General features: G+C 59.5%; 18 protein-coding genes. 7 read left to right on the forward strand and 11 right to left on the reverse strand.

What is annotated here, in order from left to right; translation table 11 throughout:
- Window positions 1-1,041: 1,041 nt before the first annotated feature.
- A complete protein-coding gene (locus tag GO308_RS18225) occupies window positions 1,042-1,260 on the forward strand; it encodes a hypothetical protein (protein ID WP_168727537.1) in 219 nt (72 codons plus the stop codon).
- Between the two features lie 370 nt (window positions 1,261-1,630).
- Here GO308_RS18225 and GO308_RS18230 read toward each other — a convergent pair whose 3' ends face one another.
- Together GO308_RS18230 and traA are read right to left on the reverse strand one after the other, a co-directional pair.
- Window positions 1,631-2,416, reverse strand: a complete 786-nt coding sequence (locus GO308_RS18230) for a DUF6118 family protein (protein WP_240886402.1) — start codon at window positions 2,414-2,416, stop codon at window positions 1,631-1,633.
- A 10-nt stretch (window positions 2,417-2,426) separates the two neighbouring features.
- Entirely contained in the window at window positions 2,427-5,330 is a 2,904-nt protein-coding gene (gene traA, locus GO308_RS18235; protein ID WP_240886403.1) for a Ti-type conjugative transfer relaxase TraA, read from the reverse strand.
- 172 nt (window positions 5,331-5,502) lie between these two features.
- On the opposite strand from traA, the gene GO308_RS18240 reads away from it, so the two are divergent.
- Both GO308_RS18240 and GO308_RS18245 read left to right on the forward strand, forming a co-directional pair.
- Window positions 5,503-5,808, forward strand: a complete 306-nt coding sequence (locus GO308_RS18240; protein ID WP_240886404.1) for a conjugal transfer protein TraD — start codon at window positions 5,503-5,505, stop codon at window positions 5,806-5,808.
- Window positions 5,809-5,830: 22 nt separating this feature from the next.
- Complete coding sequence (locus GO308_RS18245) at window positions 5,831-6,055, forward strand: conjugal transfer protein TraD (RefSeq protein ID WP_240886431.1); 225 nt, start codon at window positions 5,831-5,833, stop codon at window positions 6,053-6,055.
- 13 nt (window positions 6,056-6,068) lie between these two features.
- Here GO308_RS18245 and GO308_RS18250 read toward each other — a convergent pair whose 3' ends face one another.
- Genes GO308_RS18250 through GO308_RS18285 form a run of 8 tightly spaced genes read right to left on the reverse strand, consistent with a single transcriptional unit; the run spans window position 6,069 to window position 16,837 of the window.
- Entirely contained in the window at window positions 6,069-6,824 is a 756-nt protein-coding gene (locus GO308_RS18250) for a SprT family zinc-dependent metalloprotease (RefSeq protein ID WP_240886405.1), read from the reverse strand.
- Entirely contained in the window at window positions 6,821-10,105 is a 3,285-nt protein-coding gene (locus GO308_RS18255; RefSeq protein ID WP_240886432.1) for an HsdR family type I site-specific deoxyribonuclease, read from the reverse strand. Before GO308_RS18255 ends, GO308_RS18250 begins: the two co-directional genes overlap by 4 nt.
- A 2-nt stretch (window positions 10,106-10,107) precedes the next feature.
- Entirely contained in the window at window positions 10,108-11,448 is a 1,341-nt protein-coding gene (locus GO308_RS18260; RefSeq protein WP_240886406.1) for an anti-phage deoxyguanosine triphosphatase, read from the reverse strand.
- 2 nt (window positions 11,449-11,450) lie between these two features.
- Window positions 11,451-12,512, reverse strand: coding sequence for a DUF4917 family protein (locus GO308_RS18265; protein ID WP_240886407.1), 1,062 nt, complete (start codon window positions 12,510-12,512; stop codon window positions 11,451-11,453).
- Complete coding sequence (locus GO308_RS18270; RefSeq protein WP_240886408.1) at window positions 12,512-13,678, reverse strand: restriction endonuclease subunit S; 1,167 nt, start codon at window positions 13,676-13,678, stop codon at window positions 12,512-12,514. Before GO308_RS18270 ends, GO308_RS18265 begins: the two co-directional genes overlap by 1 nt.
- Entirely contained in the window at window positions 13,675-14,709 is a 1,035-nt protein-coding gene (locus tag GO308_RS18275; protein WP_240886409.1) for a virulence RhuM family protein, read from the reverse strand. The genes GO308_RS18270 and GO308_RS18275 overlap by 4 nt, the downstream gene beginning before the upstream one ends.
- Window positions 14,709-16,217, reverse strand: coding sequence for a type I restriction-modification system subunit M (locus GO308_RS18280; protein WP_240886410.1), 1,509 nt, complete (start codon window positions 16,215-16,217; stop codon window positions 14,709-14,711). Before GO308_RS18280 ends, GO308_RS18275 begins: the two co-directional genes overlap by 1 nt.
- A complete protein-coding gene (locus GO308_RS18285; protein WP_240886411.1) occupies window positions 16,214-16,837 on the reverse strand; it encodes a restriction endonuclease subunit S in 624 nt (207 codons plus the stop codon). The genes GO308_RS18280 and GO308_RS18285 overlap by 4 nt, the downstream gene beginning before the upstream one ends.
- Window positions 16,838-17,259: 422 nt before the next feature.
- Here GO308_RS18285 and GO308_RS18290 point away from each other — a divergent pair, with 422 nt between their 5' ends.
- Both GO308_RS18290 and GO308_RS18295 read left to right on the forward strand, forming a co-directional pair.
- On the forward strand, window positions 17,260-17,466 hold the full coding sequence (locus GO308_RS18290; RefSeq protein ID WP_240886412.1) for an AlpA family phage regulatory protein: 207 nt from the start codon (window positions 17,260-17,262) through the stop codon (window positions 17,464-17,466).
- Complete coding sequence (locus tag GO308_RS18295) at window positions 17,463-17,654, forward strand: helix-turn-helix domain-containing protein (protein ID WP_240886413.1); 192 nt, start codon at window positions 17,463-17,465, stop codon at window positions 17,652-17,654. The genes GO308_RS18290 and GO308_RS18295 overlap by 4 nt, the downstream gene beginning before the upstream one ends.
- On the opposite strand, the gene GO308_RS18300 is transcribed toward GO308_RS18295, so the two are convergent.
- Window positions 17,629-18,837, reverse strand: coding sequence for a site-specific integrase (locus GO308_RS18300; protein WP_240886414.1), 1,209 nt, complete (start codon window positions 18,835-18,837; stop codon window positions 17,629-17,631). The two genes, GO308_RS18295 and GO308_RS18300, sit on opposite strands and share 26 nt — an antisense overlap.
- 353 nt (window positions 18,838-19,190) lie before the next feature.
- Between GO308_RS18300 and GO308_RS18305 the strand changes: the two genes are divergently transcribed.
- On the forward strand, window positions 19,191-20,288 hold the full coding sequence (locus GO308_RS18305) for a hypothetical protein (RefSeq protein WP_240886415.1): 1,098 nt from the start codon (window positions 19,191-19,193) through the stop codon (window positions 20,286-20,288).
- Window positions 20,285-20,599 (forward strand): hypothetical protein, encoded by a 315-nt coding sequence (locus tag GO308_RS18310; RefSeq protein WP_066670118.1) that lies wholly within the window; start codon window positions 20,285-20,287, stop codon window positions 20,597-20,599. Before GO308_RS18305 ends, GO308_RS18310 begins: the two co-directional genes overlap by 4 nt.
- Window positions 20,600-20,790 lie beyond the last annotated feature (191 nt).

Genomic DNA, 20,790 nt, shown 5'->3' on the forward strand with positions numbered 1-20,790 from the left:
TGCCACCACGACCGCTTGGCCGGGTTGTCGAAAAGTCGCCGTCCCATTCACCCACCTCGTCATCAGATCGGAGGCGATATGGTCATCCACAAAAACGCAGAACAATGTGCGAACTTCGGACGGTTACATTCGGACTGTTTTGGAGGGCGAGATAAAAGAGGTGCCAGCACTCGGTTGTTAAGCAGATGAGTTATTAGAGCTTTTCCCTATGGCACCGAATTTCCGGTGCCATACGCTCCCGTTGAAACTCCCGGATCTCAGCCCTGAAACGGTATGGCACCGCCCAAAATCGACAGATTGCGCCGCCGGAGGCCGAGCGCCGCCATCGCATCACCGCCCCATCACGGGCACCCATCGCACTCGGCCTATCGTTGACCGAACCGGATCGAGCACAAACGCCCAAAAATCAGCGGTGCCAGACGATAGCGCCGCAGATTTCTGCGCTTTTGCGCAATATCGTATGGCAGCCTTCCTTCGGTGCCATACGAAATTCCTCAACTGAACCAACCACATAAGGGTCAGGGGCTGGCACTGCTTTTATCTTGCCCTCCACACCCTACGCCAGACTACTCACCGGAAACACGCTGGTCTTCACTTGCTGAAAATGCTTTCCGCAAAATTTCGGTCAGTTTTGTCGGGAAAATGGATGCCCCCGCTCGGAGGCGTCAGATCGACAAATCGGCACCGATCGCGCAACCTTCGGATCTAAGTTTGCGAAGGGATTCGATGACCTTCAGGCATTGCTTTTCTGAAGGATTTTTCATCGGAACAGATGCAGCGACGCGCAGAATTCCCAGCTCGGTTGGCGAAAGCAGTTTTCGCGACTGACCCCATCCGCTCAATTGCTCCCAAAGCTGCCCTCCGGCAGAAACCACTATCGATTGCGCCTCGATGCCGTTCAGCAGTTTCTGATCTTTGATGCCATCGCGCTTGCCTGCCTTGATGTGATCTTTGCCAATCAGCTCATCCAGCCACGCAGCAGGCCAATCGACGTCGATTGCTTTGACCCTCGCCCAGCACGCATGTTGCTTTCCCCACTCGGTGACATTGCTGATCCCTGCGGGCGGTGAGGCGATGCTGCTCTATCCTCATCACGCCAGCCTTGGCAGTGAGGCGCTGGATGCAGGTTACGGCATGATGGAAGGCGATGAACGCCTGCGGATTGCAAGCGTTGATCTGTTGGTTGGCAAAGGTGCGGTCGTGCAACAACTGGCGGCGCTGATTGCACCTGCCATGGCTGCTTCGTTGGGTGCGGCTTGATTCGGTTTTTCGCCGTTCTCAGGCAGGAAATTGTCGGCGGGTCGCAAAATAAATTTTGGTGTCGCGGATTGATCCGAAATAGACCGTCCGCAGCGATTTGAGTCCTCATTGAGGACCAACGCCAGTGCCAAGACGGTATTTTCGACGGTATCGAAATTCGAAAAATCGCAATAAAGCATTGTGATATAACGCTTTGGCGACACGTCACGGTCCCTCTTCTGGCACCAGTCAACCACTTTATCGTGTTGTTTTTACACGATAAAGTGGAGTTCCGGAAAAAGCGATCCCACATTGATTCCCACATTTTGAGTGGGTCGTGGTGATCCTCGCTGGTCCTTGCCGGGACGCCAACTCGCCCTCGCTGATACCATCATCTGCTCTTTGGCTGCGTCATGGGACGAATCTTGACGCTGCATCGTACTGGCTGTTGTGAGGTTGCAGCGGTCTTCCGGCAAGCGTCAATGGCATCGCGGTTGTCGCGCTGGATGTCAGCGGCCTGCACCAGTGCATTCCATGCCTCAGGGCTGTCGCTTTGCATCAGCCGTGCACCAGCGTCCCAGCGGGAGGATGCGCCAACCATCCGCGCTGCCATGCGCTCGGGCCAGTGCCAGCTTTCCGGCATGACACGGGCAATGGTGCTAGGAAGAAGGGACCAAAGCAGTATGCCTGTAAGCAAGGCTCCGCCTGCCACCTGGTAGAGCTGCTGCCGCTGCTCGGCGGCGGTGCGTGCGTGGGCGGTGACGCTGCGCATCTCCTGAGCGGCGTGGCTCAAGTCGCTCCGGGCCTGAGTGATCCTGTCCTGATCGCTGCGCCGCGCGGCTTCGGCTGCGGCGGCAATCCGATTGCCGATGCTGTCAGGGGTCATCTGCATCGCGGGATGACCAGCCATGCCCTTCAGGCTCTCGCTGATCGCGCCCATCCGCTTGGCCATGTCGGTCAGGGTCGCACCGTAGTCGGGAATGACAATGTCTGCACGCTCGGCGGCAAGGTGCTGCACCGCCCGGCGCATCAGGGCTAACTCGCCCTGAAGGCGGGCAAACGCCTCGGCGGCGGGATCGGTCACGGTATCCGAGGTGAGTGGGTCGGGATCGGGTTCCGGCTCCGGCTCAAGGTCCAGGGTCAGTTCCACGTCATCAGCATCGGTATCCATATCCATTACGCTTCTCCTACAGGCCCATGCCGATTGAGCGGCTCCGCTCCATCGTGATGGAGGCGGCAAGGTCGCGGGCCAGATCGCGACCGAGTTCTGTCTTGATGCCCAGCTCGCGGGTGCGACCGCGCAACAGGGATTCGACCTGCGCGTCGCGCTCCAGCCCCTTCGCCATATCCGTCATGCGGTTGGTGAGCCGCTGCGCACCGTTGCTGTCGCCATCGCGCTGCATCGCTTGCCGTGCTTGTCCCAGCTGCTGCCATTCGCTGACAAAGCGGTCGGCGCGCTGCGCGGGATCGACGCGGATTTCGGCCTCAAGCTGCATGGCGCGGATTGCACCCTGGCTGCGACCATCGGCGGCCTCACGGGCGAGCGAGGGTTGGCGCTGCAAAGCGTTGGCAAGGTCGGCTGTGCCATGGGGCCGGATCGCGTCGAGTGCCTTTCCTGCCTTCTCCAGCGCGTCGCGCTGATGTGGCAGGACCGGCAATCCCTGCTCGCGCATCTGCCCGATGTCGTTGGCAGCACGCGCGTATCGTTCGACGGCGCGGCGCTGATCGGCCAGGCCAGCCTGATCGGCCAGGCCAGCCTGATCGGTCGGCAATGCTTCGAGCCCTTTGGCCTGCGGCCTGAAGCCAGCGAAGATCGACTTCGCTCGTTCTGGCAATTGCCGGGCGATCTGCACGATCCGCTCGCGGAAATTGATACCGCGCCGTTCGGCAAATTGCTGCTCGGGCTTGTAGTCGCTCGCCATATCCTTGCCGCGCTCGCGGCTGAGCGTGCGAACAAGTTTCGACTGATCGGCGAAGTCGTCGCGGCCATAATGCAGGGCCACGCCGTCACGGTGGCGAGAGATCGCGACATAAGCACCGTGGCTGTCCATGCCCGGCGTGGCCAGCACATGCGCCCGGTCCACGGTCATGCCCTGCGCCTTATGGATCGTGGCAGCGTAGCCATGATCGAGGTGCGCATAGACTTTGGTGTCGAAAACGACGTTGCGACCATCGTCTGTGCGCACGGCCATGCACTGCGGCGTCACCTTTTCGACAGTGCCGAGTGTGCCGTTTTTGACGCCCAGGCCCCGCTCATTTCGCAGGAACATGATGCGGTCGCCGCTGGCGAATTGACGCTCGCCCCGTTCGGCGCGGATGCTCACATCGATGCCCAGGTCGCCACTGGCGCGCAGCTTTTCGCGGGCCGCGTCATTGAGCTCGCGCACCTCGTCATTGGTGTGGGTGAGGATGATCCGCGTATCGCCGGGACTTGCCTGCCGGTCGCGATCCCAGCGCTCGATCAGCTCGCCGCGTGCCGCTTCCCGCGTCTCGGCGGCGTGCACCATGCCGCGTTCGTCATAGGCCTGAATCGCAAGACCAGTGCGCCCGGTGGCAAGGTGCCGCGTTGCGTCCTGCTGCCAGCCGTCATGCTGGCGGCGGACCTCGCTGATTTCGACGCCGCCGTGCCGTTCATGGATCGCGCGGAAGGCGGCTCCGGCTTCGATGGCCTGGAGCTGTTGCGGGTCGCCGACCAGGACAACTTTCGCGCCTACATCGGCGGCATGGGAGAGAACGCGCTCCATCTGGCGCGTGCCGACCATGCCAGCCTCATCGATGACAAGAACATCGCGCGAGGTGAGCAAATCGCGGCCCTGGCTCCACTGGTGCTCAAGGCTGGCGATGGTGCGCGATGCAATGCCCGAACCGTGCTCCAGCCCCTCTGCGGCAATCCCGGACAGCGCCGCACCGCGAACGGTGTAGCCCGCGCTCTCCCATGCCTCGCGCGCAACGCCCAGCATCGCGCTCTTGCCGGTCCCGGCATAGCCGACGACAACGCTCAAACCCCGCCCATAGGTCACATGCTCGAACGCTGCGCGCTGCTCACCGGACAGGATCAGGCCGCGTGTCTCGGCGCGCGCCAGCGCTCCTTCCCGGCCATGCTGATCGACGCCATGCCGCTCACGTTCCGCCAGCAATTCTGACGCACGACCGAGCCGCTGTTCGGTTTCGATCATCTGGCGCGATGTGAACCGGTCTTCGCCGCGCCCGTCTTTGCCCAGCGCGATCAGGTCGGATGATCCGCGCACAGCGCTTATCGCCTGATCGAACTGCTCCTTCCCGTCGCTGTGCCGATGCACGAACATGGCAAGGTCGCGGTTGGTGAAGGTGGCCTGGCCGTGTGTGATCGCGTCGAGCGCGACGGCGGGATTGGCGATGATCCGCTCGCCATTGCGCTGCGCGACAGCGCGATGTTCTTCGATCCGTTCGGCCTCAAGTCCGCGCACGCCCATGCGTGATGCGGCGGGGCCAATCTTGTCCTGCGGCTCCAGCGCAATGCCTTGTGCCTCAAGGCTGCGATGATCGATCCGCGCGTCGATATCGAGTTCGGCAAGGCGCTGGTTGACGTGTTCGGCCCAGCGTTCGCGCCACTGCTCAACCAACTCGGACTTGTTCCACTCGCGCACCTTCGCGCCGAACCCGTCTTTGCCGACTTCGCGCATGGTGAGCATGACATGCGCGTGGGGCTTGGGCTGGCCGTCCGCGCCAATATCCCAATGGACATTGAGGTCGGCGATCATGCCCTTTTCGACGAATTCGGCCTCGGCAAATTCGCGCGCCAGCTCGATGCCCTGTTCCTTGGTCAGCTCGCGCGGAATGGCGAATTCGACCTCGCGGGCAAGCTGTGCGTCCTTGCGCTTCTCGGCGGCTTCGACCGCGTTCCAGAGCTTTTCGCGGTCGGCAAATTCCTCCGGCGCGCCTTCCGGCAACAGCACTTCGGAATGGACGACGCCGTCCTTGTTGGTGAAGTCATGGTCGCGGTCTAGGCGTTCGTCGTGCAGCCGCTCGGCCCCGCGATAGGCTGCCGCCGCCACGGCGCTGCGCCCGCTCGACCGGCTGATGACTTTGACGGAGAGGTGGAAGATCGCCATGACGGCAATCCATCTACGCCATGAGCGCCACGTCGGCACGACGTATAAGCGCGCCCTCCCATGATAAAATCCTGATCGGGACTATTCAGTATCAGGCCGTCTCGACGACTCTACAGCATTGGGAGAGCATCGATATTATCATCAGCGCATCACCTCTCAATGGAGAACTTCGATGCGCAAACCCCGCGACTTTGATTCGGAACTGAAGGCGCTCGCCGACAAGGCGAAGCAACTCAAGGAACGCCGCGTGCAGCAACTTGGCGAACTGGTGATCGCCACCGGGGCCGATGCGACCGATGCGGAAACGCTGGCCGGTGCGCTGCTCGTCATCGCCGAAACCAAGGAAGCCCAGAGGAAGGAGGCGTGGCGCAAGCGGGGCGCGGCCTTCTTTCAGAGCAAGGCGCGCAAGCGTGTCGATGGACCTCAAAGCCAACCGGATGGCACTCTCCCGCTTGACGGCGGCGCGGCATCGGCTTGAGGCAGTGAAGGCGCGAACCGACATGCGCGAGTGGCAGGTCAAGCGCCGCGAACGCACGCGGCAACTGATCGAACTGGGCGGCCTGGTCGTGAAGGCCGGGCTGGTCGAACTTGCGGACGATGATCGCGCCACGCTCTACGGCGCGTTCCTTACGGTTGCTGCCAAGCTGCGGGGCGAGGAACGGGAGCAGGCGCTGGTGCTCTGGAAACGCAAGGGCAAGCGGGCGTTTGAAGCGGAAAGCGGTTAAGCCTTGGCATCGCTCAGCCTTGGCAATCTGTGTGCTCCGTGGCCCGCTCATTACCCGCAAGGATCAATTCGGCGAGGGAGTCGAGCTCTCGTTTCGCGGCCTCCCAGCCCGGCATCTGCTTGGTGAGCAAATCAAAGAATCTCTTGCTGTGGTTGTGTTCGACCAGATGGCAGAGTTCGTGGAGAATGACGTATTCAATGCAATGGCGAGGAGCCCTTATGAGCGCGGGGTTCAGGTAAATCATTCCGCCCGGCGAACAACTACCCCATTGCGTTTTCATGCGCATAAGCTTGACCGGCGGCCGCGCCTCGATCCAACTCAACCGGTCTGCGATTTCCGAAAATTTGTCGCGCAGATATTCGTTAGCACGCGCTTCATACCATCGACCGAGTCTCCGTCTGACGGCAGCTCTGTCGGCCACTGGCAGGGTTACCTCTAGCTTGCCGCGCAAGAGCTTAACTTCGGAAGGCTGCGCGTTGATCTCGTGGACAATGAGCTTGTGCCGCCGCCCAAGATAGAAATGCGTTTCGCCGCTCACATATTCACGCGGTAGCGCCATTTTTCGCGCTGCGATTGCGGCGGTCCGATGCTGGAATATCCACCTTGCACGTCGCTGGGCCGCCGTTCTGATCTGGTCGGCGTCCTTATTCTCAGGTGCTTCAATTTCAACGTCACCATTGGGGTAAACGTGGATGCGGATGCGACCAGTGACGGTTGCGGTTTGTCGCACCAGGCACGATACCTCTTGATCGCCGTATCGAACAATCATGCGTTCGCGCCATTACCACGAGCAAGCCCGACACGGGTGACCTCGACGACCTTGTCGGTGATGACTTTGGCTTTGTCCAAGCCGGTCAATCCGAAAAGACGCGGCAATAAGGCCTTGCGGATGGCCGCTTCAATGTTTGCTGGATTCAGCGAATTTTCCGCGATGGCGCTTTCGACGAATTTCTCCATATCTAGCGCCGCCCGGATGAACTCCTCCTGATCATGTCCGTTTGCGACCGCGTCGCTCATCTCCAGCCGGATGATCCCGAAATAGGCACTGGCGTGGCGGTGACCTTTGAGGCCTTTGGGCAGATCGTCGACCGTCTTGGTTGCGAGCTTTTCCTCCAAATCCTTGAACAGGACATATTGCTTGTAGGGGTGATCGAACAGCGCGGAAGCCTCCGCAATGGCTCGTCTGAGAAGGTCGGAAAAAAACAGCTGCGCGTAGGGATCGTCGGCCAATTCCTGCTCGATCGTCTTGCGCACTCTGGATCGGATGATGTCGGTTTCGTTGCGGGTTTTCTCAGGGGACCAAGTCTCGGTGGGCTGCTGATTTCCAAGCTCGTTGACGATCAGAACGCCGTCCACGTTCTCCACGTCCTCGCCCACAACATAACGATCGACCAGTCTCCTGATCTGGTCCTCGTAGGCACTGTAGTCGACGGTTTCCTGTGCGTCTTGTTTCACGATCTTGCGCAGGTTTGAGAAAAATTTGAGGTCGCGCTTGTACTCCGCAATCTGTGCTTCGGTGATCGACGCGTCCTCGAAGAATGAACGCGATCCTAGCGCGATCTTGAGGCACATGCCGTAGGCTGTCAGGGCCTCGTAGAAATCCTCCCTGATCTTCTGGTTCAGGTCGATAGGTATTCCGTCGTCGCTCTCGCGGGTCTGCGGCACCAGGAGCTGCCGGTACTGCTCGATGTCCGCCCTGTTCTTGACTGGCTTAAAGATTCTCCAAAGCTCGGCGTGGAGGGAGGGCAATCGCTTATACTCAGTGCTGACATCGGCATAGAGTTCGTCAATGTCATCGAGATCAAAACCGCCCTGCGTGCGTTCTGCCAGGTCCTGATATTCGGTGAGCGCGGTATCAAGCGCCTTCAGAATGCCCCGATAATCGATGAGCAAGCCATATTTCTTCTGCTCATGCAGCCGGTTCACGCGGGCAATGGCCTGGATCAGATTGTGCTGTTCGAGTTTCTTGTCGATGTAGAGGACAGCGTTGCGTGGCTCATCGAATCCGGTGAGCAGCTTGTCGACCACGATGAGTATGTCGGGTCGGCCCTCGGTCGAGAAATCCTCGATCACCTGGCGCTCGTAGTCCTCGGCGTCGCCTTTGACGTTTTCCTTCCACCATTGCAGCACCTCGGGCAATTCTGCCTCATCGACTTCCGAATGGCCTTCGCGCGTGTCTGGGGGAGAAATAACGATTGCGCTGCTGACCAGGCCGGTTGCATCCAGTGCCTTCTTGTAGCGGATGGCTGAGCGCTTGGAATCGGTCGCCAGCTGACCCTTCAGGCCGAGATCGAGATCCTTGAAATTCTCCTTGAAGTGGGTCGCGATATCGAGTGCGATCAGATTGATCCGGTCGCCAGAGCTATAGACCGCGCCCTTGGTTCCGAACTTCTTCTTGAGATCGCCCTTCTGCTCATCGGACAGGCCAGCCGTGACCTTCTCGAACCAGTTGTCGATCGCCCGTTCGTTCACGTCGAGGATCGGCTTGCGTTCTTCGTAGAGCAGCGGCGTCACCGTGCCGTCCGAAACCGCGTCCTTCATTGTGTAGGCGTGGACAATCCGACCAAACTTGTTAGCCGTCTTGTCGTCCTTGAGGAGCGGAGTGCCGGTGAACGCAACATAGGCGGCGTTTGGCAGGGCCTTGCGCATTCGCTCGTGGTTCTCGCCGCCTTGACTGCGGTGGCCTTCATCGATCAGCACGATCATGTCAGCACTGTCGTTCCGGCATTCCGGGTGGCGCGCCGCGCTGCCGAACTTGTTGATGATCGTGAAGATGATGCGCTCGGTTCCCTGGCCGATGCGCTTTGCAAGGTCGCGGCCCGATTGCGCCTTGGCCCTCCCCGCATCCTTGGAGCCGATGTCCGAGCCGAAAGCGCCGCCGGTCAGGAAGTTGCCTGCCAGTTGCTTCTCTAAGTCGCGCCGGTCAGTCACGACGACCAGGCGGCACGCCTTCAGTTTGTTGTGGAGGAGCAGCGCCTTGCAGAGCATCACCATCGTGAAGCTCTTGCCCGAACCGGTGGTGTGCCAGATCACCCCGCCCTCGCGTGCGCCATCGGGCTTGATCCGGCTGATCTGGCCGAGCAGCGCGCGGATGCCGAAGAATTGCTGATGGCGCGCGACGATCTTGTCCACCTTGCGGTCGAACAGGACGTATGAGCGCACAAATTCCAGCAAGCGCTCGGGCGTGCAGAGACCGATCAGAAGACGGTCCTGCGCGGTCACCTCCTGCTCGTCGCTCCACAGGTGCTGGAAGTGATCCCTAACCTCACGGACATGGTTTTTCAGGATCGCCGCGCGCGGATCGGTCTCTTTCGCCGCGTTCTTGATCTGGCGGAAGTGGTCCTCGGAAAACTCCTCCTCGCGCCATTGAGCCCAGAATTTGCGCGGGGTCCTGGTGGTTCCATAGCGGCCATCGGTCATGCCGATAGACATCAGGAGTTGGACGTAAGCGAACAGGTGCGGAATTTCCTCCTGCCCCTGGTTGCGGATCGTCTGGCTGATCCCTTCGTCGACCATCGACTTGTTGGGATTACCACTGTCAGGCCGCTTGGCTTCGATCACCAGTAGCGGGATTCCGTTGACGAAGCCGACGATATCGGGCCGCCGCGTGTGGGTGCCCGGAACGGCGAGCACCTCCATCTCATCACTGACAACAAAGCTGTTCGCCAGCGGGTGCGACCAGTCGATGATCGGCACGGTGACGCTGTGCTTCTTGCCATCGACGAATTCGGTAACGGTGATGCCCAGCGTGATGGCGTTGTAGAGCTTCTCGTTGGCGGTGATCAGCCCTTCGTTGAGCGCGGGCGAAGTCAGCTCGCGGACAATCTGATCGATCGCGTTGGTCGAAAGCGGGTAGGTCCGCCTCTTGTAGTCGAACGTGCGCCGCCGAAGTTGCTCGACCAGCACATCGCGCAGCACCACTCCCTGATTGCCGCCACGCGCGACAAGGCAATCCTCGGGCGAGAGATACTCCCAGCCCAGCGAAACCAGTGTTGCGAGGGCCGGGATATGGGAGCTGTAGAGCTCGGCAGTGTTGGGGGTGATTCTCATGGTCACAGCTTGTCGAACACCGAACCGATCCGGGGTGCGAATAGCCGTTCATATGCCCTCAGAAGGTAGGTGTCCGTCATCCCGGCGACGTAATCACAAATGTCCCGCAAAGGATCGTCGCTGCGCTGGTATTTGCTGTAGATATCGGGCGGAAGGAAGCTCTTTGGATCAGACTTCAGGACTTCGAATACGGAGATGACCATCATCTGACCCTTGAATTCCAGATGTTGGACACTCGGGCTGAAGATCACTTCCTCGCGAATGAAATCCTTCACTGCTTCGACAAACCGCGCCACCAGCTCTGGCAGTCGAGCACGATATCGCAGCCGCGGCTCCTCGAACTCAGGCAATTCGTCAATCTCAACGCTGGTGATGACGAAATTCAAAATTCGATTGATCTGATGTTTCCGCTCGGCGCCGTCCGCGAAAAGTCGTTCAACCAATCCACTGTATACGTCGTTGCCGTACTTCCCGGCATAGTTGCTGTTCAGATAATCCAGCAGTCCCTCGCACTTCTTTGGAGTGACGTGCCGCCGAAACCCATCTTGGTCGACGAGGCGAAGCGCCAATGCGTCTTCCATGTCATGGATGCCGAAGCTGATATCGTCAGCAAGGTCCATAATGCTGCAAGCAAAGGATTTGTGTCGGGCCTTGGCATGCTTGCCCTCCTTCAATTCGAAGGACTGAAACGTCTCTCTGTCAGTCCCTGAGAGAGGTTGAAGCAGCCATTCAACCACATCTTTTTCGCTGTCCATGTAGCACTTTGGCGGCTTTGAAGCCTCGCGATCCAGCAGCGGGGTGCCGCTGGTTTCGGGCAGCATTCGTGGAGCCTTGGCCGGATTGGCGACATCACTAAATGCGACCGGATACTTCAGCACACCGAGCAGGGCCTCACGGCAGAGGTCGGCACCATCCGCTTCAGAGAACTTCTCCAGCTTCGAGAGGATGCGCAGCGTCTGCCCATTTCCCTCAAAGCCGCCGTTCTCCCGCATGCAGTAGTTGAGCGCGACCTCTCCACCATGGCCGAATGGCGGATGCCCAAGGTCATGGGTACAGGCGATTGCCTGCAACATGCTGCGTTCCGGAATGAACTTGATGGCATCATGGCTCGGAAAGCTCTGGCGAAGTTGGGCACCAAGACCACCAGCGATCTGCGCCACTTCAAGTGAGTGAGTCAGCCGCGTGCGGTAGAAATCACTATCGCCGAGATTCAGAATTTGGGTCTTGCCCTGAAGGCGGCGAAATGAGCCGGAGTGGATGACGCGCGCGTAATCAATGTCGCCGGGTGTGCGAGCGTCTTGTGGCTTCTTGGTCCAACCGGACTTGCGTTCTTGCCAGATCATTCTCACGCCCCCCAGACGTTGGCAGAGGCTGCGTCGTAGAAGGCGACCTCAAGCGGTGATTTGTGATGCCGTGATGCGGCCAACGCGTTTGCCCTTGCCATGATCCGCTGGTTGTCCGGCGTCAGTGGATCGCCGTAGATGCCTACGTACAGCTTCGGAAATCTGCCACGAGCCAATCTATTCAGGATATGGTCGTCATTCTCGGCGAGCGAGTGGCCGAAGATGAAAAAGCAGTGCTTCCCCTGCTTCACGTTTGCTGTCAGCTGTTTAAAGCCTTGATAGAGATAAGCGTTGTGGCGGATTTTCGCTTTCTTCTTCGCGCTCGTCCCTTCCGCAACGAACAGCGGATAGGCATCAGCGGCAATCGCGGCACGGGCCTGTTCGACCAGCGGAACACCTTTCCTGATCCAGGTGTATTTCTTCAGCTCGGCCCCGGAATCGAAGAGGTGAAGTGCGCCGTGCAGGAAGTGCACCCTGGCGTCGTGTGCCCCGGTTTCGCCCTGCCAGACAACGTAGTCAGCGTCGGGATCATCTTCATCATTTCCGAAGCCGTCGTTCGTCGCCAACGGGATCGGCTCATCGAACGGCATGTCGTCGTGCATCAGCGTCCAGTAGAGCAGCAGGTCGTAGTTGAGCGTGAAAACCTGCCCGTCGCTCGCTAGGAAATGCGACAGGAACTGACGGCACGCCCAGAACTTCTGATCGGGAATATCTGGTGGGATGTGCGGGTGGTTGCCCGCGATGGTCTGGACCAGAATTTCTTTCAGCGCTGCCGCGTGCTCCAGCATCTTTGCAATCGCGGCGGCTCCATGTGGGACATAGGCCGGCAGGATTCGTGCGGCGTTTTCCAATGCACGGATCGCCGCTTCAAAATCCTGGGTGCCTAGCGCTTCAAAGACGGCGACGACTTCCGGCACTTGGCTGAAGTCAGCTTGCGCGAACAGAGAGCCATAGTGAAAGATATCGGCCCGGCAGGCGATGCTGAAGCCGTTGCCAAGTAGCAGGTGCCGCTTTGAAAACTGGTTCGAGTCGGCAATCGCCTGAGCGAAGGTCATCAATGGCATCAGGCTGCCTCGCCTTCCGGGAGTTTGACCCGCCGCTTGCCGGTGAGCAGTTGCTGCATCAGCGCGGCCTTTTCGTGGCGAAGGGCGGTAAGTTGGGCTTCGAGAGCAGCGATTTCTTTGTCGGCGCTGGCTGCGAGTTCACCGATTTTCTCCTGTTCCGGTCTTGCTGGAACGGGAATCGAGAACTGGCTTAACGCCTTCTTCTGGACGTTGGGGAGGCCTGATCCGACGCGGAGCGACATGATCTCGGGCTGCCGATGCTTGAGCACCGCGAAGAGATAGTCCCGGTCCACCTTCAGATTCTTGAGCGCGTAGCAGTGGCCGCCGCACCAGAAGGGCTGGGTGATCAAATCGACGTGGCCACACGAATTGCCGCCTTCGGAAATCGTGATGGTGTTGGCAGCGGTGTTGGGATGATCCGTGTATCCTGATGGCGCGATTCCACCATTGATCACAGGAACGGGGCCTTCCCCAGAAAGGCTGGCCCTGCCTTTCTGTTCGCCCTTGGAGATATCTGCGAGCGAGCCGAGCCTTCCCTCGTGCCACTCCCCCGAAAAGCCGGGGAGGCGTTTTTTGGGTGGGGTGGCGCCTTGTGGGAGCAGTTGCTGCATCAGCGCCTGCTTCTGCGCGCGGGCGTTGGCGATCAGCGCCTCGACCGTCTCGATGGCGCGGTCCCAAGTTTGTAGTGTCTCCGCGATGCGATCTGCTTCGATTGAAGGGGGCACCGGTGTTGGGACCGCGCGCAAATCCTTTAGATTGATCCTGCCGAACGTGCTCCCGCCCTGAAGCCGAAGGATGCTAAGCTCAAACTGCCTCGATTGGAGCCATTGATGCAAAAAGCCGGGGCTTATGGTCGTTGGCTTGATCAAGACAGTGTCCTGCCCAAGCGCAAATGGGCTATCGGTGGTGACAATCGACGATACACCCACAGACTGATTTCTGCCGAACACAACGTCGCCGATTGCGACGCTGCAATGATCCATCATCTCAGCGTGGTCGGACTCTGAAATGGTTCTGCAGCCGTCAAGTTTGAGCGCCCCCCAAGCAAGATTGCCCGGCGAGACGATCGGTACCCCTTGCGCTGTATAACGCGGCGTTTTGTGCTTGCAGTCAATGACGGGTGCAACGTCCTGCAGTTTAGCTTCTTGCCATCCCTCGGGAATCATTGCGCACCGCCCTTGCCCTTGGCGGGCTTGTCAGCGGCGAGCTTTTTCACCTTGGCGGTTGCCTCGATGAAATGCCGCTCGACCGCGCTCGGCGCATTGATCGCGCGGCTGTGCCAGCGGTCATATTCGGCCTCGACATGGCGCTGCGCCTGTTTGGCGGAAACCCGGCCCGCGCCATCGAGCAGCGGGTGATCACCAAGCTTCAGGAAGTCGTCCAGCTTGGCGATCCATTCAGCCATGTGCATCGGCTTGCGGTTCTTCGCCATCGCTTCGGCAAATTCCAGGAAGGCGACGGTGATGCGGTTCAGCGTCTCCATCTCCTCATCCTGCAGATAGTTCTTGGCGATCTGCGCGTCCTGCTTGGTAGGCAGGCGGCCCTGCCTCTCTCCGGGCCAGCTGGTCAGCCCCATCATCGGCTTGGCGGCATCGGCGCGGGCCAGTTTGGTTTCTGCCGCCGTCTGGCCGTGGGCGGCGTGGTGCATCTTGTTCTGCACTGTCTGGAAGAACTGCTGGCTCGTTTCCGCCTTCGGATCATAGTCCACGGCGGTGGCGTAGATATCCAGCACCTTCTTGTAGAACAGCTTTTCCGACGCTCGGATGTCGCGGATGCGGGCGAGCAGCTCTTCGAAATAGTCGTTGTCCGGCTCCTTCAGCCGGGTGTCGTCCATGACGAAACCCTTGACCAGATATTCGCTCAGCGCCTCCGACGCCCAGCGCCGGAATTGCATGCCGCGCAGCGACCGCACGCGGAAGCCGACTGCAAGGATCATTTGCAGATTGTAGAGCAAAATCTGGCGGGAAACCTTGCGTTTCCCCTCGGTTTGAACTGTCAAGTTTTCTTTGACAGTTGCCGCTTCCTCCAGCTCGCCCTCTTCCAGAATGTTCCGGACGTGAAGGCTGATGCTCTGCTTGGTGGTCTGGAACAGCTCGGCCATTTCGGCCTGGCTCAGCCAGACGCTGCCATCGCTCGCCTTAAGGCGGATGACGGTAACGCCGTCTTCCGTCTGGTACTGGATGATCTCGCCCGCCATCAGTAGCCAAGCTCCCTGAGGTAGCCGTCCATCTTCTCTTCCAGTGCGGCGAGTTCGGCCTTCAGCTTCAGGCGCTCGGCACGGACAGCGACCAGGTCGATCTCTTCCTCTTCCTCGAAGGTGTCGACATAGCGCGGGATGTTGAGGTTGTAGTCGTTCTCGGCCAGTTCCTCGGGCGTGGCGAGATAGGCGTATTTGTCAACGCTCTCCCGCTTGCGGTAGGTCTCGACGATCTTCGCCAGATGATTTGCATCAAGCTGGTTCTGGTTCTTGCCCGCCTTGAATTCGCGGCTGGCATCGATGAACAGCACCTTGTCGTCCGTCTTGGTCTTGCGGAAAATGAGGACGCAGGCCGGAATGCCGGTGCCGTAAAACAGCTTTTCCGGCAGACCGATCACGGCTTCGAGCAGGTTTTCCTGGATCAGCTTCTGCCGGATCGTGCCCTCGCTCGATCCCCGGAACAGCACGCCGTGCGGCGCGACCACGGCCATGCGCCCGGTCCTCGGCTTCATCGTCTCGATCATGTGGAGGATGAAGGCATAATCACCCTTCGTTTTGGGCGGCAGCCCGCGACGGAAGCGCCCGAACCTGTCATTCTCCGCCGTGTCGACGCCCCACTTGTCCAGGCTGAAGGGCGGGTTTGCGACGACCACGTCAAAGTGCTTCAGCCGATCATCGGCATCCAGCAGCTTGGGGTTGCGGATGGTGTCGCCCCATTCGATGCGGTGGTTGTCCTCGCCGTGGAGGAACATGTTCATCTTGGCGAGCGCCCAAGTGCTGCCGATCGACTCCTGCCCATACAGTGCATAGCGCTTCGACCCGCCGAACTTGGCCTGCACGCGGCGTCCGCACTTCATGAGAAGCGAGCCGGAACCGCAGGTGGGGTCACAGGCTTCCTCGCCCTCGGCCATGTCCATGATCTCGGCCATCAACTCGGAGACTTCCGGCGGTGTATAGAATTCGCCTGCCTTGCGGCCTGCATCGGCGGCAAAGTTCTTGATCAGGAATTCGTAGGCGTTGCCGATCACATCGAGGTTGCCAATGCGCGACGGGCGCATGTTCAGCTCGGGACGCGAGAAGTCTTCCAGCAGGTGGCGCAGGATGTCGTTCTTCTGCTTCTCCTCCCCCAGCTTATTGGAGTTAAAGCTGATATCCTGGAACACGTCGCGCAATTTGCCGACGTTCGCCTCTTCAATGGCGTGAAGCGCCTTGTCGATCCGTTCGCCGTTACCCGGTTCGTGCCGCGCCTTGTAGAGCGTGGTAAAGTTGGCGGATTCCGGCAGAACGAACCGCTCGTTCGTCATCAGCTCCGCAATCAGCTCGGGCGTGTCGCCATACTGCTTCTTGTATTCGTCGTAGTGGTCCTGCCACACGTCCGACAGGTACTTCAGGAACAGCATGGTAAGGACGTAGTCCTTGTAAACGTCGGCAGAGACCGTCCCGCGAAAGGTATCGCAGGCAGCCCAAACGGCCTTGTTCACTTCGTCCTGTTTGATCTGGTCGTTCATGATGCTCTCTGTTCGTGTCGAATTGACGAAGCTGCCAGCAAACTTTTTGCAATGGCAGCCATTTCAGCCGTTCTAATTTCAATAAGCCGAATAAGGGTCGCGCGTTCAGCCTTCGCTGCTGCGTCCAGTTCGACAATGCGCTGCTGCTCGGCCAGCGGCGGAACCACTATCGGCAACTGCTCGACAACTTCACGCTTGAGATTCAGGATGTAGGAGCCAGTAGCACCGGCAGCGAAGTGGTCCTGGGCTGGCTTCTGGTTCAACTGCCAGGCAAGGAACTCCGGCAGAATTGCTTGCCGCTTGGCCCGAATGACAAAGAAGTGGGGAGAGCAAACGACCTGTTTCTGCCGTCCCTCCATATAATATGCGATATTGCGCCCGCCTCGCGTCGAAAGGATTACGTCCCCCTCGGCGAGAAACGCCTTTGCGCTGACGCGAGGTAGCGCCACCCGCGAAAGGTTGGGCCAGTCGATGCCATTAACAGGGTCGGCGTTACGCATCTGGATGACAGCGACCTCGCCATCGGGGAGCTCGTCAACCTTGCCGCGAAACGGGTATCCCGCCGAGATGGTGGCAATCCGAGCCAAAAAAACAGAACAATTTGCATCAACGACTTTCATGCGATCCATATGGCCTCTTAGGGCGCCGTCGTCAAGGCCCATATGCATCAATCGCGTTACTGCAAACTTTCTGGTCTCGCCTGCCGCTTTCGCTCCAATCATTCCGTGTCGATTCTTTGCGCGATTCGTGAGTAAGAATTCGTCATGCTTGGCGCGAAATTCCGCCTCTTGCGCGCAAAATCTCGGCCCAGAAACAACCAACAGCGTAGCTCGGAAAATTTTCTGCCGCCCACGGCACGATTACATTGGCGTCCGTGTTCGTCTCTAACCTTCCGTAGCCGTCCCTATCCTTGGCTTTGTCTTTATAGTCACGTGTTCGACAGGCTTCGCCGACCGCGAATTGGCCTTGCATCCGGAGGTTGGGCAAACAAATCTTGCACTCAGGGGGTGCCAGAAACGACCAGCGAATGGAAATCCGTACCATGTCCAGCACCGACAAAATCATCCGCCTGAAAACCGTACTCGCCCGCACCGGGCTGTCACGCTCCACCATGTATCGCAAGATCGCCGAGGGGACCTTTCCATCCCAGGTGAAGATCAGCATTCACGGCGCAGGCTGGCGCGAATCTGCGGTGAACCGTTGGATCGACGATCCGGTCTCGTATCGCAATGAAGGTGCAGCACAGTGACAACGCCGGTTGCCGAACCAATTTGCGTGAAGGTCAACGAGGCGGCACGCATGATCGGCGTCGGGCGAACCAAGCTGTATGAGCTGATCGCTGCGGGTGATGTCGAAGCAGTAAAGCTCGGCAAATCTACGCGCATAGTCACCGCCAGCCTTCACCGGCTGATTATGCGGCAGCGCGAGCCGGAGTAGGCTCGCCTGCCGCCTCGGCTGGGTCGATGCTGGTGGCGGCCTTTCCGGCATCGAGGAACTCTGCCCAACGAGCCATCAGATCGCGGCGTTTGTCGAAAAAGTCCGTTCGCCGATAGGCGGCTTCCACCTGATTGCTCAGCTTGTGCGCCAATGCCTTGTCGGCAACTTCCTTCGGGAAATCTGTCTTCTCCGCTGCCCAGTCCGTGAAGGACGAGCGGAAGCCGTGAACCGTCGCGCCGGTGATCCCGTTGTTGCGGAGCAATTTGGTCATCGTCATGTCACTGATCGGCTTTTCGCCGTCTGCGGAGAATACAAGCCCGTCATCGCTGGTCCGCTCTTCCCACCGCTTGCGCAGCAGCGCCACGGCGGGCGGCGACAGTGGCACGACATGGGTTTCACGCGCCTTCATGCGCTCGCCGGGGATTGTCCAAATGGCCTTGTCGAGGTCGAATTCGGTCCAAACCGCAAAGCGCGTCTCGTTAGAGCGCACAGCGTTGTAGATCGTGAAGCGCAGTGCATCTCTGCCAGTCGTAGGCGACGCTGCTGCCAATTGGGCCATAAGTGCTGGCACCTCGGCAAACGGCATTGCTTCAAGGTGCACCGCTTTCGCTGTCTGGCGCGGAAGGCCCTTTCGCACCGAACGCAGGGAAGCCTCCTCGGCCCGCCAGCCCTTGATATGGGCGAAGTCCAGGACTGCGCCTATGCGCTGAAGCAGGCGACGTGCCGTTTCCGGTATTTCCAGCCAGATGGGCGACAGCACGGTGACAACACAGGCGCTGTCCACCTGATCAACCGGCTTGGTGCCGATGTGCGGGAATACGTGGTTCTCGAAGCTGGAAATCCAGTTCGCGTAGCGGCGGTTCTTCCAGCCCTCCTTCAACGCGTCGTAGCAGTCGCGGGCTGCCGTCTCGAAACTCGGTATGACTTTGCGTGCCTTGCGCCGCTCAGCCACCGGATCAGCACCAGCCCTAACTTTGCTCCGCAGCGCCGTTGCCGCCTCTCGGGCTGCGACAAGGGACACGTCCAAGGCAGAGCCGAGCCCGTAATCCCTCCGTCTGCCTTTGTGCTGCATACGCAGCACCCAGGTTGCCGCGCCGCTCTCCTTGACCAGCAGGCAAAGGCCACGGCCATCAACGTGACGGCCCGGTTTCGCGTTCTTCACTTTCAATGCAGTCAGTGCCATCGTTCGAGTCCCGTTTAGGGAATCTTCGGCTGCCGTTCCCACGGAAAGGCCGCCGAAAATGCTCCCACATTCGTTCCCACAAATCAGTGGGATTTCAGGCAAATGTGGGCGACCGACCACGAACACCTTACAAGCCAAATCGGCAAAATTACAGTGTGGTTGGGGATGCCTCGGCATTGCCTAAGACAGAATTTTTGCGCCTCTTCTGGCACCACACTCCTGAAATCGGACCTCATAGAGGACAAAACCGGGCACTGGGGCCTGGCTGAGCGAAAGGCGTTGGGCATCCTTCGCTTGACTTGTTGGAAAGTGTTGCTGATATGTTCTCGCCGCATCGAGCAGCGAGGGGCGGCATGATTCAGATATCCGATAGCGATCGTCGACGCGCTTTTTCTATTTGGCTGCGCACAGGCAGGTTGCCCCAGATTTCAACCACCGACGGTATCGAACGCAAATTCAACCCCTGGCACGACCCGTTCGATGGCCGTTTTACCTTTGCCGGCTCAGGGCGCCATTATGGTGCAGGCGGAGCCGGGTTGAGCAGTCGCGCCAACGACCGTAACCCCGGGTCTATCGATCGCCAAAAGCCGCGCCAGCCTCGGATAGCAGCGCGCCCGAGCACAGTAGCGTCGCCCCCCATGCAAGCGGGGCAGCCCAGCAGGAACCCGCCTTCTCCCGCGGCGGTCCAGCCACCGTCGAAGCCCACCGTCTCGCGACGTGACGATCCGCCAAATCCAGTCGCCGAGTTTATCGTGGGTGCCGCTGAAGGGGGATATGGGGTGATGAAGGGAACAGTTGCGGGCGCATATGCCGCCTTGACGACGAGCCCGGTCACCACTGTGGGCAAGGCCGGTCGCGAGATCGCCGCCATGATCGACACGGTCATCGCGGCCGAGGATACGCCGGCTCGCGTCCACGTGTCACGTGCGGCCCATGCGGTCGCCAGCGCTTCGCCGCGCGATATTGGCCGTGCGACTGGAACTGTTGCTGGCAATGTAGCGCTTGCGTTCGCGCCGGGTGCGGCGCTCGCCCAAGTTTCCGCGCGGCGCCGGCTGCTCACGGCAAGACCTAGTACAGGGCCGTTTCCCCCGCCGGAGATTGGCTGGTTGAAGGAAAATCTCGGTCGCGACAGTCCAGCGAAGCGGTACAACGACACCGCGCCGGGTGCGCGGCCGGGCCAAGCGCCGACGTTGATGCGGACGTTGGCTGACGGATCCCAAAAGCCTGTGAAGTTCGATGGCGTAGATGGTGAATATCTCGTCGACCGGAAGTTTGGCGTGTCGGGCAAGCCGCGGGCGATTGCGCAGATATTGCGGCAGTCAGAAGCTTTGGCACAAAATAGGCAAATCGGGATCTGGGAAGTGCCCACGCAGCTTCAAAAGGACAAAGCGTTGAAGTTACTTCAAAAATTAAACGTAAGAAACATAAAATTCAGGATCGTGAGGCCATGATCGTTCTGCAAATTGCGCGCATTATTGCCAACTTCTCGCTGTTTTTGGATCTCACTGATGATGATACCCTCGATCCTGACGAGGCTGTCGAGATGATGGAGCAGCTGGCTGTTGATCTTCAGCAACTGGACAAGGGTTTTCTTCGTGAGCTAATCGATGCCTTCACTGTTATTGCTCCAGAATACAGCGGCGAAGCGCAACGGTTAGTGCGCAACATGGCCTATCACTTCTATCTCGAGGAGGCGTTGGCAGCCGACGATCCAACGAGACTAGCGGAGCTTGAGGCATTGCGTGCGGCGCGCGACGACTAAAGGCTGCGGTCCGGTGTGTAGTGCGGCAGGGCAATGCATGCCGGGGCGCAATTTCCCGACATCATGGACGACTGATCGAAATTGTCCAATGTTCTGAGTGCCCAGCTTTGTCCTCTATGGGGCACCATTTTTTGGCGCTAAGTGTGTCCAGCAGCGTCCAGTAATCGACTGGTTTCACAGCATTTTTATAC

The sequence above is a fragment of the Sphingomonas sp. SFZ2018-12 genome (assembly GCF_022496715.1).
GTDB lineage: Bacteria > Pseudomonadota > Alphaproteobacteria > Sphingomonadales > Sphingomonadaceae > Sphingomonas.